At 66.0% G+C, this 15,022-nt stretch carries 10 protein-coding genes; 5 read left to right on the top strand and 5 right to left on the bottom strand.

What is annotated here, in order from left to right:
• Window positions 1–32 precede the first annotated feature (32 nt).
• The gene (locus HKW67_RS12920; protein ID WP_171225772.1) at window positions 33–1,736 is read right to left on the bottom strand and encodes an Ig-like domain-containing protein; all 1,704 of its coding nucleotides are present in this window, start codon (window positions 1,734–1,736) and stop codon (window positions 33–35) included.
• 146 nt (window positions 1,737–1,882) lie between these two features.
• On the bottom strand, window positions 1,883–3,940 hold the full coding sequence (locus HKW67_RS12915; RefSeq protein ID WP_171225771.1) for a thioredoxin domain-containing protein: 2,058 nt from the start codon (window positions 3,938–3,940) through the stop codon (window positions 1,883–1,885).
• A 22-nt stretch (window positions 3,941–3,962) separates the two neighbouring features.
• On the opposite strand from HKW67_RS12915, the gene HKW67_RS12910 reads away from it, so the two are divergent.
• The 3 genes from HKW67_RS12910 (at window position 3,963) to HKW67_RS12900 (ending at window position 8,261) form a co-directional block, all read left to right on the top strand.
• Complete coding sequence (locus HKW67_RS12910) at window positions 3,963–5,546, top strand: glycosyltransferase family 39 protein (RefSeq protein WP_171225770.1); 1,584 nt, start codon at window positions 3,963–3,965, stop codon at window positions 5,544–5,546.
• Window positions 5,543–5,932 (top strand): fluoride efflux transporter CrcB, encoded by a 390-nt coding sequence (gene crcB, locus HKW67_RS12905; protein WP_206044412.1) that lies wholly within the window; start codon window positions 5,543–5,545, stop codon window positions 5,930–5,932. The genes HKW67_RS12910 and crcB overlap by 4 nt, the downstream gene beginning before the upstream one ends.
• A gap of 910 nt (window positions 5,933–6,842) precedes the next feature.
• Complete coding sequence (locus HKW67_RS12900) at window positions 6,843–8,261, top strand: dipeptidase (RefSeq protein ID WP_171225769.1); 1,419 nt, start codon at window positions 6,843–6,845, stop codon at window positions 8,259–8,261.
• Window position 8,262: 1 nt separating this feature from the next.
• Here HKW67_RS12900 and HKW67_RS12895 read toward each other — a convergent pair whose 3' ends face one another.
• Both HKW67_RS12895 and rho read right to left on the bottom strand, forming a co-directional pair.
• On the bottom strand, window positions 8,263–10,497 hold the full coding sequence (locus HKW67_RS12895; RefSeq protein ID WP_171225768.1) for a methyl-accepting chemotaxis protein: 2,235 nt from the start codon (window positions 10,495–10,497) through the stop codon (window positions 8,263–8,265).
• 278 nt (window positions 10,498–10,775) lie between these two features.
• A complete protein-coding gene (gene rho, locus HKW67_RS12890; protein ID WP_171225767.1) occupies window positions 10,776–12,782 on the bottom strand; it encodes a transcription termination factor Rho in 2,007 nt (668 codons plus the stop codon).
• Between the two features lie 381 nt (window positions 12,783–13,163).
• Between rho and HKW67_RS12885 the strand changes: the two genes are divergently transcribed.
• Together HKW67_RS12885 and HKW67_RS12880 are read left to right on the top strand one after the other, a co-directional pair.
• The gene (locus tag HKW67_RS12885) at window positions 13,164–13,757 is read left to right on the top strand and encodes a tetratricopeptide repeat protein (protein WP_171225766.1); all 594 of its coding nucleotides are present in this window, start codon (window positions 13,164–13,166) and stop codon (window positions 13,755–13,757) included.
• Between the two features lie 95 nt (window positions 13,758–13,852).
• Window positions 13,853–14,161, top strand: coding sequence for a carboxymuconolactone decarboxylase family protein (locus HKW67_RS12880; RefSeq protein ID WP_171227658.1), 309 nt, complete (start codon window positions 13,853–13,855; stop codon window positions 14,159–14,161).
• 15 nt (window positions 14,162–14,176) lie between these two features.
• Here the strand turns inward: HKW67_RS12880 and HKW67_RS12875 are convergent, their stop codons facing one another.
• A complete protein-coding gene (locus HKW67_RS12875) occupies window positions 14,177–15,022 on the bottom strand; it encodes a polysaccharide deacetylase family protein (protein WP_171225765.1) in 846 nt (281 codons plus the stop codon).

Here is a 15,022-nt window from a genome sequence, read left to right as displayed (position 1 = left end):
AGCTATGTACTGGATCGAACGCGGGCGACTCCCTACGGTGTCGACGCCGTGATGGTCACCGTGACCGTGGTCGTCTTGCCTTCGGGTTGGTTATTGCTGTTCAGTGCGCGCATGGTGAACGTGGTCGTTCCCACGGCGGACGCGCTGATGTTCACCTGCGTCGCGGTCCCGTTGATGGCGCCCGTCGCAACCCCCGGGTTGCTGCTCTGCACGCTGACCGACCGGTTGAAGATCTGATTCCCGTTCGCATCACGTAGCTGAATCGCGAAGGACTTCGACGGGGCATTGAGCGCCGCCGAGTAGGTCCCCGACGTCACGACGATCGTATCGACCGGGATCGGCTGCACCGTTACCTGCGACGTGCCGGAGCGCGTCTCGCTGGTGGCGGTGATGGTGACCGTGCCCGGCGCCTGCGTGGTCACGAGACCCGTCGACGACACCGCGGCACGCGTGGGGTCACTGCTGGTCCACTCCACGATGCGGTCGGTGACCGCCGTGCCGGTGGAGTCTTCGATGGTCGCGTTGATCTGCACCGTTCCGCCCTGAACGATGCTCGAGGAGAGGGGCGAGAGGCGTACCGTGGCGACCGGAATCTTCGTGACGGTGAAGTTGACCGTATCCACCGCGCCTTCGGCGTTCACCGCGATGCGCGCTGAGCCGAGCGCGATACCGGTCACCAGTCCATTCGACGTCACCGACGCGATCGCCGGCGTCACGCTCGTCCATGTAACCGCGCGGCCGGCGGGAATGGCGCCGCCCACGGAGTCGGTGAGCGATACCTGGAACTGACGCGGGATGCCGATGCGCAGCGAACCACTGCGCGTCGTGATCACCGCCGACACGATGCGGGCGTCCACCACTTCGACTGTGGCGTTACACGATGCCTGCGTGTTCTCCACCGGCGACGCCGTGATGCGGGCCGTCCCGGCCTTACGCGCCGTGACCAGGCCTGAGCCGGTCACCGTCGCCGCAATTTCGTTGTCGCTGGTCCAGGCAATGGAGCGGCCGAGCGACGAGATGACGTTGTTCGCGGTATCGCGCAGCGTGATCGCCGGCTGCACGCTCTGCGACACGGTGAGCTTGGACGTGGCCGGCGCGAGCGAGCAGCTCCCGATCGGGATTTCCGTTACGGTGACCGTGGCGTTACCGGTCGTCTGATCGGCCTCGGCGCTGATCACCACGGTGCCCGGTGTGAGCGCGGTGAGCAAGCCGTTCTGATCGACTGACACGATCGACGAATTGCTGCTCCCCCAGCGGAACGTGCGGCCGGGGATGACCGTGTTCTGGTTGTTGCGCGCGGTCGCCGTGAGCTGACGCGTGTTCGTGCGGCGCAGCGTCAGCGTACTCGGCGTGACGGTCACCGTGGCCGCCGCTTCCGGCGTCACCGTGACCTGCACCGATGCACTCTTGCCGTCGGCGACCGCCGAGACCGAGGCCCCGCCAATACCGACCGCGATCACGTTGCCTTCTGTCGTCACCGTGGCCACCGCGGTGTTGCTCGAGGAATACGAGATCTTCTTGTTACGAATCGAGTTGCCTTTGCAATCGAAGGCGGTGCCGACGATCGTCGACGCACCGTTCACCGGCAGCGTCAGCGAAGCCGGTGCCACCGAGACGGTGCAGGCGTCGGCGGTGGTCTTGAGATCGAGACACCCCGCCAACCCGATCAGGGCGAGCGTGGTGGAGGTCGCGCGCAACGTCGCGCGGAAGTTCGCAATGGGGGCAGAGACCCGCATGCAGGTCCGTCCTGTCAACAAAAGTGAATGAGCCATCCGGAAGGGTCTCCCGGACAGCAACGTCCAACTAGGACGCGCGGTCGTCTCCAGCCGTAACCGTCACAGCGCTGGCACCATCCCGCCCTGTGGACAACCTGACCGATCGTTCACGTGACGGCAAGCGGCGTCGAGAGCTGTTGCAAGAGTGTGGCCGCGTCGGTGACGGGCATCTCACAGCGGAAGTTCCTACACACATGAGCCGTCGCCGTGCCATCGAGGGCTGCCCGGCCCTCCAGAAGCGCCGCTGGAGCCGTTTCGCCGCCGGATGAGGCCAGGACCAACGTTGGGAGGTACTTCTCCGCTACGGCAGCGGCCAGCGCCTGGATTGCCGTGCTGTCGGGCTCGCCGATCAGCGCTACCGCCACCGCGCCATCAATGGCCAGCTGCGCCACCCCCAGCAGATACCCGAAGGCGTTTGGCCACTTGCCCATTGGCTCGGCCAGCGGGGCCATCGACTCCAGCGATTGGGTGCGGGTTGCTGGGTTCCCGTCGAGCTCGCCGAACCGCAACACGACCTCGAGCGCCAGCGACGGCCCCGCTGGGGTCGCGTTGTCGTTCAGATCGCGGGCGCGGGTGATGAGCGCTTCGCCATCGTTCGGGGTGTCGTACCACGCCCCCGTCGTTTCGTCGAAGAAGTGCAACCGCATGGCGTCGCTCACGCGGCGCGCCTGATGCAGCCACGCGGGGTCGAGCGTGAGCTCGTGGATCGACAGAAAGGCCAACGCGACCGCGGCATGATCCTCCAGGAACCCGGGGCCGACGCTCGGACCGTCCGTATGCGACAGCACCCGCGTGACTCGTCCCGCCGCGTTCACCAACCGGTCGCGGAGCAACTCTGCGTTCCGTACGGCCAGTGCCCGTACCGCCGGATCGCGCCACACACGCGCCGCGTCGGCCAGGGCGCGCGTCATGAGGGCGTTCCACCCGGCCAGCACCTTGTCGTCGAGCGCCGGTCGCACGCGCTGCTCGCGCGCGGCCAGCAGGGCACCCGAGGCCCGCTCGATCGTGGTGCGCAGCTGTGCTTCCGTCAGGCCAAGGCGCGACGCCACCAACGCCGGCGCGACAGGAACGTGCAAGATCGCGTGGCCTTCGAAGTTGCCGCCCGATTGCACGCGCCAGAACGCTCGGGCAATAGCGGCGTCGTCACCGAGCACCGCGTCGACCTCATCCGCCGTCCACACGTAGAACTTGCCTTCCTCGCCCTCACTGTCGGCATCGAGCGATGATGCGAAGCCGCCGTTGGCGAGTGTCATCTCGCGGGCGAGCCAGCCTATCGTCGATTCCGTGATGCGACGGACCTCATCGTCGCGCGTGGCCTGCCACAGATGCACGCCAAGCCGCACCAGCAGGGCGTTGTCGTACAGCATCTTCTCGAAGTGCGGCACCAGCCACCGGGCATCGGTACTGTAGCGCGCAAAGCCGCCGCCGATCTGATCGAACAGCCCTCCGCGTCCCATCGCCACGAACGACCGATGCGCAATCTCGAGCGCCAGCGCGTCGCCGCCGCGCGCATGCCATCGCAGGCAGAAATCGAGCGCCATCGTCTGCGGAAACTTGGGCGCGCCGGTGAACCCGCCGAGCGTCCGATCGTACCGCGTCACGATCTCGGTAAACGCGCGCTCGAGCAGCGCTGCGTTGACCGTGCCGGTCGGGCCAGAGGTGCGGCTGCTGTTGGCGTACAAGTCGCGCATGGCCTCGGTCGTGCGCGCGATGGCGTCGGGCTGTTCGCGCCAGGCATTGGCCACGGCCTGGATCACCCGCGTGAACGAGGGCATCCCGTGACGGTCGTCCTTCGGAAAGTAGGTGCCGCCCCAGTAGGGCGTGCCGTCGGGGGTAAGCACCACGGTCATCGGCCAGCCGCCCTGCCCGGTCAGAGCCTGCACCGCCTGCATGTAGATCGCGTCGATGTCGGGACGCTCTTCGCGATCCACTTTCACGTTCACGAAGAGCGCGTTCATCAGCGCGGCCGTGTCGGCGTCCTCGAAGGACTCGTGCGCCATCACGTGGCACCAGTGACACGCCGCGTAGCCCACGCTCAGCAGAATGGGCCGCTGCTCGGCCTGCGCCCGCTCGAAGGCCTCGGTGCCCCAGGGATACCAATCCACCGGATTCTCCGCGTGTTGTCGCAGATATGGCGACGACTCGGTAGCGAGACGATTGGGCATGCATGCAACTTACCCCGCGCCCATGACGATACCGGTCGACCTTGCCACCAAGCCCCCCGTCGCCCCTCCGGGCTCGTGGACGTCTGCCGCGAGCTGGATTCTCGTCGCGGCTGTGCTGCGCGCGGGCCTGTCGGGGCTGGTCCCGCTGCTGCCCGACGAGACGTACTACTGGGAGTGGTCGCGTCAGCTCGAAGCGGGCTACTTCGATCATCCGCCCGGCATCGCGCTCCTGATCGCCGCGGGCACACGCCTCTTCGGCAACACGTCCATGGGTGTCCGCGCCGGGCCCGCGATGGCCGCGTTGCTGATGCATCTGGCAGCCGTGGTCTGTGCCTGGCAGCTGGCGGGGCGGGGGCCGGGCGGACTCCGTGCGGCGACGCGCGCCGCGATGCTGGTGGCGCTCATTCCGATCGCGACGCTGGGGCTCGTGCTGGCCACGCCCGATGCGGTGCTGTTCGCGAGCGCGATGTTCGCCTTGCTCGGCGTGGAGCGGGCACTGGCCGCCCCACTCCGCTCATGGCGCAGCCTCGGCTGGTGGACCATAGCCGGCGTCGGCCTTGGTGCCGCGTTCGTGGCGAAGTACACGGCCGTGTTGCTGCCGATGGGGTTGGTGATCGCCTGCGTACTGCATCCCGCACTCCGCAAACGGTTCGCCGAGCCGGGACCGTGGATCGCGTCGATCGTCGCGCTGGGATTGTTCGCGCCGGTGGTCGCCTGGAACGCCTTCAACAATTGGGTCTCGTTCCGCTTTCAGCTGGGCCACGGCTTCAGTCCGAGCGCGCGCGGCAATCCGCTCTCGCGTGAGCTCGAGATGTTGGGCGGACAGATCGGCCTCGCTTCGCCGATCCTGTTCCTGTTGATGGCGGGGGCGGTCTGGTTCGCGATGCGCGACGGCTGGCGCATGCGTCGCGACGTGTCGCCCACCGATCCGATGACGCGCCGGTTTGCGTTGGCGGTGATCTCGGTGGCGCCGCTCGCATTCTTCGCGATCAGCGCGTGGCGCCGATCGGTAGAAGCGAATTGGCCGGCGATGATCTATCCGGGTGCCATGATGCTCCTGGCCACGACTGACAAACCGTGGTCGTACGGTCGGTGGTGGCATCGCGGTCAGGCCTTCGCCGCCATTCTACTGACGATCGTGGCGTGGCAGGCGGCCACCCCCATTCTGCCGATCCCGCCGCGCAAGGATCCGATCGCGCGAGCGCATGGATGGGAAACGCTGGCCGCGGCCGTCGACCACAGTCGGCAGAGCGATTTTTTGGAGGGCACAGTCGATCGCTGGGTTGCCGCCGATCGCTATCAAGATGCCTCGGAGCTGGCCTTCCACCTCGCCGATCAGCCCACGGTGTTCGCCCTGAACCTTGGCGGTCGCACCAACCAGTACGACATCTGGCCCAACGCGTACGACAAGATCCGTCCCGGCGACGGCCTCGTGGTCGCGTTCGACGCGGATGCCAAAGGCGATTCGTTGGCGGGCGTCGTGGGCTCGTGGTTTGCAGAATCGCAGCGTGGGGTCACGGTTCCGCTGCGCCGTGGTGACGGCGTCGTGACCGAGCGGCGCATTTGGCTGTACCGCATCGCGCGCGACGTGCCGAGGCGTCAATGAATTCGGCGTTGACCATGCCGATGCTGCTCGCCGTCGCTGGCGGTGGTGCCGTTGGTTCTGTCGCACGCTACATCGTCGGCGTGCTGCTGCAACGCGCAAGCACTGGGTTCCCGGTCTCCACGCTCGTGATCAACGTGGCGGGGAGTTTTCTCATCGGCCTGTTCGCGCGCCTGTTCGACGCGCCCGATCACAACCCAGTGCTGCGCGTGGCGCTGACGGTCGGCATCTGTGGTGGCTTCACGACCTTCTCCACCTTCAGTGCCGAAACGCTCATGCTGTTGCAGCAGGGCAAGGCAGCGCGTGCCGCGCTGTACATCGGTGTGAGTGTCACTGCCGGTATATTGGCTACGTTCGCGGGACTCAGCGTCGGTCGCGGCGCGCGGTAGCGCTGCTTGCTGCCGCGCTCCGATACGAACCGAAACAGCGGTTCCTGACTGACACGGATACGAACCGATAGCAACCGATCAAGCACGCTGTTCACATCAGCATACGTACTCGCGGTCTGCTCCGCCGCGGCTCGCGCACACGGAGCAGATCCAAGGTGTCCGTTCGTATCCGTTCCTATCCGCGTCAAGCTGGAACCGCTCGTTTCCGCTGTGATCCAAGCCTGACTGTCAGGATACGAACCGAGACAGCCGTTCCTGACTGACACGGATACGAACCGATAGCAACCGATAGCAACCGATCAAGCAGGCTGTTCACATTCAGAAAAAGCACTCGCGGTCTGCTCCGCCGCGGCTCGCGCACACGGAGCAGATCCATGGTGTCCGTTCGTATCAGTTTGTATCCGTGTCAAGCTGGAACTGCTCGTTTCCGCTGTGATCCAAGCCTGACTGTCAGGATACGAACCGAAACAGCGGTTCCTGACTGACACGGATACGAACCGATAGCAACCGATGGCAACCGATCAAGCAGGCCGTTCACATCAGCATACGTACTCGCCGTCTCCTCCGCCCCGTCTCGCGCACACGGAGCAGATCCAAGGTGTCCGTTCGTATCCGTTCGTATCCGTGTCAAGCTGGAACCGCTCGTTTCCGCTGTTATCCAAGCCTGACTGTCAGGATACGAACCGAAACAGCGGTTCCTGGCTGACACGGATACGAACCGATAGCAACCGATAGCAACCGATCAAGCAGGCTGTTCACATCAGCATACGTACTCGCGGTCTCCTCCGCCCCGTCTCGCGCACACGGAGCAGATCCAAGGTGTCCGTTCGTATCCGTTCGTATCCGTGTCAAGCTGGAACCGCTCGTTTCCGCTGTTATCCGCCATTCACGCACACGCTGAGCATCACTCATGAACGCTCCCACGATTCCCGCCGATCTCGCCGCCTGGTGCAGCGCCAACGATGCGCGCGCGCAGGACGAACTGTTTGCCTTCCTGCGTATTCCCAGCGTCAGTGCGCGCAGCGAGCACAAGGCCGACTGCGCCGAGGCGGCACAGTTCGTAGCCGATGCGCTCACGCGCATCGGATTTACGGCGACCATCGAGCCGACACCGGGACATCCCATCGTCGTCGGTGAGTGGCGCAAGGCCGGCCCCGACGCGCCCACGTTGCTCGTGTACGGGCATTACGACGTGCAACCCGCCGAGCCGCTCGAGTTGTGGACGTCGCCGGCGTTCGAGCCCACCGTGCGCGACGGCCGCATTTACGCGCGGGGATCGGTCGACGACAAAGGGCAGTTGTACCTGCACATCAAGGCACTCGAGGCGCATCTCGCGGTACGCGGGACGCTGCCCGTCAACGTCATCGTGCTCGCCGAAGGCGAGGAAGAAGTCGGAAGCGAAAACCTCGAGCAGTTCCTCGAGCGCGAGAAAACGCGGCTTGCTTGCGATGCCGTCGTGATCTCCGACTCCACCATGTTCGCGCCGGGTATTCCCAGCATCCTGTCATCGCTGCGCGGGATGGCGTATCTCGAGATCAACGTGCGGGGCGCCAACGGGGATCTGCACTCCGGCATGTATGGCGGAGCCGTGGTGAATCCGGCTATGGCGCTCGCGCGCATCCTGGCCACCATGCATGACGCCGATGGGCGCATCGCGATTCCCGGCTTCTACGAGAGCGTGCGACCGTTCCCCGATGCCGTGCTGGCGCAGATGCGCGAGCTGCCATTCAGCGATGAGCATCTCATGCACGAAGTCGGCGTCACGGCACTCGGTGGCGAACCCGGATATACCACGCTCGAGCGGTTGTGGACACGCCCGACGTGCGAAGTGAACGGCATGCTGAGCGGCTACACGGGCGAAGGCGCCAAGACGGTGCTCCCCGCGGTGTCCATGGCGAAGGTCAGCTTTCGGCTCGTGCCTGATCAAGATCCAGCGGTCATCGGGGCACTGGTGCAGGCGCACGTGGAACGTGTCGCACCGCCGGGCGTGACCGTCACCGTCGAGAATCTGCACGGCGGACGCCCGTGGCGGGCGGATCTCAAGGGACCCATCATCGAGGCCGGGAAACGTGCACTCGAAGCGGCGTTCGGGCGGGCGCCCGTGATCACCGGTGAAGGCGGCAGCATTCCCGTGGTCGGCGACTTCGAACGCATTCTTGGTGCGCCCGTGCTGCTCATGGGCTTCGGCCTGCCCGGAGAGAACGCCCACGCTCCCGACGAGTGGATCAGTGTCGAGAACTATCTGGGCGGCATTCGCGCCGCCGCCACGTTACTCGACGAGTACCGGGCGGCGGCGCGTGAAGCCAACGCAATTGGTGTATCAGCGTGAACTAGAACGAGCCGAGGATGTCGTCCGAGCCATTGTCGTCATCATCGAACGGAATCATCGCGGCGGCGCTCATCGGAAAGACATCATCCGAGACATGTGCGCCGTTCGACCGGGCCTTGGCGAGTCCCTTGGCGGCCGGACGCGTCGAGGGCTTCGAGCGCGGCGCGGCGGCCTTGGCAGCCGGCTTGGCGGTCGACTTCGACGCGGCAGCCTGCGGTCGCGGAGCCGCCGGACGCGGTGACGAGAAGGCCGGCGAACCGTTCAACGCGGCCTGACGACGGGACGCTGACGTCACCGACTGCCCCGCCTCGCTACGATGATCGCGCTCGCCCACGTCGAACTGCGACGCGAGCTCCTGCATTTCGGCGGCCTGCGCCGACAGCTCGGCGGCGGCACTCGCTGATTCCTCGGCGTTCGCCGCGGTGCGCTGCGTGAGCCCGGCGATCTGATCCATCGACGACGTAACTTCGGCGAGCTCCTTCTGCTGCTCCGCGGCGCCCTCGGCGATGTTGTTCATGATGGCCGACGCGCGCTGCACACCGCTCCGGATCTCATGCAGACGACGCGTCACGCTCTCGTTCAGCTTCACGCCCGTCTCGGCCTTCTGCACCGACTCTTCGATCAGCGTCGCCGTGTTCCGCGACGCTTCCGAGGCGCGGATGGCCAGGCTGCGTACTTCGTCGGCGACGACCGCGAAGCCCTTGCCCGCGTCGCCGGCACGCGCCGCTTCCACGGCGGCGTTCAACGCGAGGAGATTCGTCTGGAACGCGATCTCGTCGATCGTCTTCACGATCTTCGCCGTGGAGTCGGCCGACCGCTTGATCTCGGCCACCGCTTCCGCCAGCGCCGTCATGCGCTCCACGCCCTGCTCCGTATCCACATTCGCACGTTCCATCGCGGCCCGTGCTTCGTTGGCGTCGGCCACGTTCGCCTTCGTGCGGTCGTCCACCACCTTGATGCGGTTCGAAACCTGGTCGATCGCACCCGCCTGATCGGCGGCGCCGCTCGCCAGTTCCTGGCTGCCTTCACCGATTTCGCGGGCCGCCGAGTTCACCTGGCTGATCGCCGTGGTGAGCGAGGCGAACACTTCTGCGATGTTCTCGAGCGCCGTGTTGAGCGAATCCTTGATGGCGGCATGCTCACCGACATACTCGCCGGTCACGCGCGCCGAGAGGTCACGGGCGGCGACTCGCGCCAACACATCCTTCGCTTCGCTGATCGGCTCAACCACAGAGTCCAGCATCTCGTTCGTACCGGAGATCAGCTGCTGATACGCGCCACGGAACTGCTCGGGATTGCCACGCTTGGCGAGATCGCCGTGCTTGGCCGCTTCGATCACGCCGTTGATCTCGCCGACGATGCCCTGCAGGGTCTCGGCGGCGCCGTTGATGCTCTTCGAGAGCACGTCATGCTCCGAGCGCACCTCTACCTTCGACGTCAAGTCGCCGGCAGCCAGGCGATCCGCCGCCCGTGCCACGCCACCGATGTAGTCCAGCATCTCGCGGAACGCGCCGGCGAGTGCGCCGATTTCGTCATTCGAGGTGATGTCGATCTGCTGCTCCACCTTACCGCGTGCGATCTCGGTGGCGGCCGTCGACAGCTTCTGCATCGCACCGATGATGCTGCGCAGCGTGCCCACCGCCAGCAGTGCCAGTGCGACGAGCGCGATGATGAGCACCACACTCGTCACCAAGCGCGTCGTCGATTGCAACGTGCGGGCCGTCCCGAACGCGGCGGCGATCGCCGCTTGCCGTTCGGCGGTCTGCGCCTGCAAGGACTTCGAGAGCGCGGAGTACTTGGTCTTCACGCCCTGCATCCCGCCCATCATGTCTTCCATGGAGCCGGAGATCATCCCCATGCTCGTCGCACGCGCTTGCGCTGCGTAGGCTTTGAATTCGGCGCTCAGGGCGAGCACGGCGGCCGAATCGACGCTCTTGTTGTGGGCGAGCGAGTCGGCCAGCGTCGCGAACGTCTTGGCGATGCTATCGGCCGTGACCACGGCACCGGTGTCGCTGGCACCCACCGCGTCGCGAAGCGCACGCTGATAGATCTCGAGCTGCGACTGGAGCTTCTGGCTCGTCTCGAAGGCTGGAGATTCCTGCAGCTCAAGACGCTCGAGCTGCGCCTGTGACCGGCTGCCGAGCACGAACGTGGTGCCCAGCGTCGTCAGAAAGCCGACGGCCGCAACGACGGGGAGGGCAAGGATCTTGGCCCGGAGTGACAGAGTGCGAAACATTTGGGGAATTTCGAGGAGCTACACGGAAGGCTGCCGGCTCGGACTTCGTCGCCCGGGCACGTCTCGTCTAGGGGTATCGGGTTTTCCCTGACAGCACTTGAACAATCCATTCGAATCGTCACACTCCCGGCACAACTGTCACGCCACTCGCGTAGACTGGGGCGAGCGGTCGACGCTTCGTCCCGTTTTCTCCGCGTCCCCGTGTCGCCGCCGCACAACGTAACGCGGGGCGACGAATGCTCCCGTCGCCCCGCGTTGCGCACTGGTCCATCGTTGTCTCAGAGTCCGTCGAGCAGCGAATCGTTGTTCGTGGTGGCGGCGATACGCTTGATGAGCCACTCCATGCCCGCTTGCGGCGGAAGCTGGTGCAACCCGCGACGCAGCAGGTGCACCTTCTCGAGCTGATCGGGGCGATAGAGCTTCTCTTCACGGCGGGTGCCGCTGGTGCCGATATCGAACGCCGGGAAAATGCGACGGTCGGCGAGCGATCGATCGAGCTTGATCTCGCAGTTGCCGGTGCCCTTGAACTCCTCGAAGATCACGTCGTCCATGCGCGAGCCAGTTTCGACCAGCGCGGTGGAAATGATCGTGAGGGAGCCACCGCCGTGCTGCGGCGCGATCATGCGGGCCGACCCGAAGAACGCCTTCGGCTTCTGCATGGCATTGCTGTCGAGTCCACCGGACATCGTGCGGCCAGTGCCACGCTCCACCGTGTTGTAGGCACGGGCGAGGCGGGTGATCGAGTCGAGCACGATCACGACATCCTTGCCCTGTTCGACCATGCGGCGAGCGCGCTCGAGCGTCATCTCGGCCACTTCCACGTGTCGCTTGGGCGGCATGTCGAAGCTGGAGGCCACGACTTCGCCGTAACCCCAAGTGATCATCTCGCTCACTTCTTCAGGACGCTCGTCGACGAGCAGCACGAGCAACGCCGCTTCGGGATGATTGATCGCCACTCCTTCGACGATCGCCTGCAGCAGCGTGGTCTTACCGGCGCGGGCCGGGGCCACGATGAGCGCTCGCTGGCCGTACCCGATCGGGGCAATCAGGTCGATCGCGCGCCGCGTGAGTTCGGGGCCGGTCTTGGCCGGACGACCCGTTTCCAGCGTCAGCTTCCGGTCGGGATAGCTGGCCGTGAGCGTGTTGAAGTCGGAGCGCTTCTCGAGCACGACGGGTGAGCCGTCGTTGAGTTGCTGTACTTCGATGATGACCTGACGACCGCGCGGGTCGCGACCGAACGTGGCATCGAGCTTGTCGCCGCGGCGGAGCTGGTGCAGACGCACCAACGCCGGCGGTACGAACGGATCGGTGGGTTCGGGCAGGTAGCTGTTGATTGCCCGACGGAGGAAGCCGCCGTCGCGCGACGGGTCAAACCAGCCGGACATCGTGCCTTCCACCACCGTCGGCGTGGACGGTACGGACGGCGCGCGTTCCACGCCTCCATCGACGCCCTGCGGCGGACGCCCCTCACCGGGGGCCCCTCCGCGACGGAAACGATTGCGTCCACGGCGTCCGTTGCGACGGAAGGCCGCATCTCCGCCGCGATCCGGGCCGTTCCGCTCGCCGCGGTCACCGCCACGATCGGGACCGCGATCGGGACCGCGATCGGGACCACGGTCCGGTCGGTCTTGCGGGGCCGCCTGTCCTCCGGCGGGCGCACCGCCGGCAACATCGGGCCGTTCGCCGCGCGGTCCACGATCGCCACGCTCGTTGCGATGACGTCCACGGTCACGCTGACGGCCGCCGCGGTCGGGGCGATCCGGTCGCTCGGGGCGATCGCCGAACGGGCGGTCGGGGCGCGAATCGGGGCGCTCGACGCTGCTCGCGCTATTCGCGCTGCTGGCGGGCGGATTGGCGGGGCGATCGAAGGCGCGATCATATCGATCGGCGCTGTCCAGGCGAGGCCGCTCGGCCGCTGGATCGAAGAAGGAGGGCGGGGACAGGGGCTCCGGACGAGGCGCGGACCGCGGCTCAGGACGGAGTTCTATACGTGGCTCGCGTGGCTCCGGGCGCGACTCGGCGCGAGGGGCAGGCGGAGCGGGCGGCGCTTCCCGTTCGACGCTGGATGGCGCGTCACCGACGGCTTCAGCCGCAGGGCGACGCGGTGGGCGACCACGGCGCGGTCGGGGCGCCTCGTCAGGCGCGGCAGCCGTCGGCGGCGGCACGGCATCCCTCGGCGCGGGCGCCGACGGTGCATCGAGATACGGATTGTCGTCCCCACCGGAATCGGGGGACGGCGCGGCACTGGTGCGGCTGCGGCGAATGGGGCGTTTGCGTTCGGTCATTCGAAAACTGCAAGTGGTACAGTGGGCTCCGTTCCGATCTGGAAGGGAGCGCGACGCCGCCGCAGGCATGAAGACATGCGATGCAACAGGCCGGATGTTCGATGCCCATGTCGGGCTCGAGATGCGCGGAGAGCGCGGATATTGCGGGTCGCTTTGGACGGGTAGAGTCGTGCCGTCGCACTTTCCGGAAGAGCCGTATTTGCCTTCCGGTACCGCGGGGTCTGGGACCCGGGAGCAGCCAGCCGATGTCGGTGGGCTCGTCACGCGCACTTCGGAAAGCGTCGCGCGACACCATGAGTATTACGATCCTTCCCCAATCGCGCAACCCACGAATCGTGGCTGTGACCTGACCAGATCACCGGACCCGTCTACTTTTCGTCCATGATCGCACCTCCTCTCGACCTCCCGGCCGCCCTCGCCGATGCGGTGGGCGCCTATGAAGCGTCCGGAAACGTCGGCGCCCTGATGGAGCGTCTGCACACGCTCCGCGCCACGGTGACGCCCGACGCCCTCGTGGCCGCCGCCGAACCGTGGCTCCATATGCCCGAAGTCGCCGGCCCGCTCTATGAGCGCGTCGTAGACGAACAGCCGACCAACGCCCGCGCTCTCGTCATTTTGGCCAACGCCTACTGGCTCTCCGGTCGTGGGCCAGAAGTCGTGGGCGAGCTCGCCAGCCGCGCGCTGGCGTCCGACCCGCAGAATCGCGGAGCCTGGCACATGTGGGCCCTTACCGAATCGAATCAGCGCGATCGTACGATCCGCTGGCTGCAGGTGACGCAACGTTTCCCTGAAGACCAGCTCGCGAAGGCTGCGTTGGCGGACAACGCCAGTTCGCTCGCCGCCGCCGAGCACGACAAGGAAGCGCTCGCTCTCGCTATTTCCGCGTACGAAGAACTGTGGGCCAATTCGCCCACCGAGCAGCAGCGCGCTGCGTTGGAAACCGCGCTCAACACCCTTCGCAACTATTCGCTGTGACCGACGCGCCGACGCCCAGCACTCCGCCGCACGATCACGCCAGCGAGAACGTCGAGAGTGACGCGCTGGCCGAGTTTCGCCTGTTCCGCGAGCGCATGAACACGCGCATTCTCGGCGAGAACAATCTCGTCATTAATCGCTTCTTCAATCTCGACGGTCGCGCCTACGAAGGCGGTACGTTGAGCGTGAAGACGAAGGAGCTACTCGGTCTCGTGGCCTCGCTCGTGCTGCGCTGTGACGACTGCATCACGTACCACATCGTGCGCTGCGCCGAGGAAGGCGTCAGTCGCGACGAAGTCTTCGAGACGATGAGCATCGGTCTCATCGTCGGTGGCAGCATCGTGATCCCGCATCTGCGCCGCGCTGTCGATCGCTGGGATGAAGCCGAGAAGATGCGCGGCTGACCAGGTGCTAGCGCGCTACGGCTTGGCGACCGTCTTGGGATTGCCGTCGGACACGTAGCGCGCCCACTTACCGGGCTTGTCCATCTGGTCGAGTGTGGCCGACAGCTTGGTGCCGCCCTGCAGCGGCACCCGGGGCAGTGATTTCGGATTGAACTCCGGATCGAACGGACTGCGCGCGGGGCCACCGGCCACTTCAAACACGGCTTCGTGGTGGTAGCGCACGTCGCGCTTGCTCTTCTTGTCGTACCACGAGCCGTTGAACGCGAGCGCGCGGTTCTTTGGCCACAGGCCGTAGGGCAGGGCAAACCCGCGCACCTTGTAGCCTGGCACGGCCGAGTCGATCGCCATCGCGCCGCGGGCCAGCTGCTCTTGCACCACGGCGTCGGAATACTTGCTGAGCTTCGCGTGCCACAGCGTGTGGTTGCACAGCTCGAAGCCCTGCTGGGCCAGGAACTGCACCTTCTTCAAGCGCCACTCGGTTTTCTGACCGTCGATGCCCTTGTCACCAAAGAAGGCGTGGCCGGCCTCGGCCGCCGGCAACATGCAAAACAAGCCCTTCGCCTTCCAGTCGGGGTGCGTCTTGATGAAATCGAGCAGCATACCGACGGCACTCGTGGGATCCACCACCAGCGATCCGTTGCGCTCGATGTACCGGAACTGGCTCGGTGACGCGTCGTCGAAGGTGAACAGCACCGGTGTCTTTCCGGTCGGCACATCCATCGTTTTGTCGAGCATCTCCGACAGATTCACCGGCACGTACCCGCGCGAATGCAGCTCGAGCAGCTCGGCGCGAAACCGCTCGCGCGACACTTTGTAGGTGCCGTCGGCCGCGACGACCTGGTGCCATTCCACGATCGGCAT

The organism is Gemmatimonas groenlandica, assembly GCF_013004105.1.
Taxonomy (GTDB): domain Bacteria; phylum Gemmatimonadota; class Gemmatimonadetes; order Gemmatimonadales; family Gemmatimonadaceae; genus Gemmatimonas; species Gemmatimonas groenlandica.
This window is presented reverse-complemented; position numbering and strand designations above follow the sequence as displayed.

Excerpts from the sequence above, each read along its gene's own strand:
- HKW67_RS12920 (WP_171225772.1), bottom strand. The coding sequence starts at position 1,736 with ATGCGGGTCTCTGCCCCCATTGCGAACTTCCGCGCGACGTTGCGCGCG.
- HKW67_RS12895 (WP_171225768.1), bottom strand. The coding sequence starts at position 10,497 with ATGTTTCGCACTCTGTCACTCCGGGCCAAGATCCTTGCCCTCCCCGTC.
- HKW67_RS12900 (WP_171225769.1), top strand. The coding sequence starts at position 6,843 with ATGAACGCTCCCACGATTCCCGCCGATCTCGCCGCCTGGTGCAGCGCC.
- rho (WP_171225767.1), bottom strand. The coding sequence starts at position 12,782 with ATGACCGAACGCAAACGCCCCATTCGCCGCAGCCGCACCAGTGCCGCG.
- HKW67_RS12885 (WP_171225766.1), top strand. The coding sequence starts at position 13,164 with ATGATCGCACCTCCTCTCGACCTCCCGGCCGCCCTCGCCGATGCGGTG.
- HKW67_RS12915 (WP_171225771.1), bottom strand. The coding sequence starts at position 3,940 with ATGCCCAATCGTCTCGCTACCGAGTCGTCGCCATATCTGCGACAACAC.
- HKW67_RS12880 (WP_171227658.1), top strand. The coding sequence starts at position 13,853 with ATGAACACGCGCATTCTCGGCGAGAACAATCTCGTCATTAATCGCTTC.
- HKW67_RS12910 (WP_171225770.1), top strand. The coding sequence starts at position 3,963 with ATGACGATACCGGTCGACCTTGCCACCAAGCCCCCCGTCGCCCCTCCG.
- HKW67_RS12875 (WP_171225765.1), bottom strand. The coding sequence starts at position 15,022 with ATGCCGATCGTGGAATGGCACCAGGTCGTCGCGGCCGACGGCACCTAC.
- crcB (WP_206044412.1), top strand. The coding sequence starts at position 5,543 with ATGAATTCGGCGTTGACCATGCCGATGCTGCTCGCCGTCGCTGGCGGT.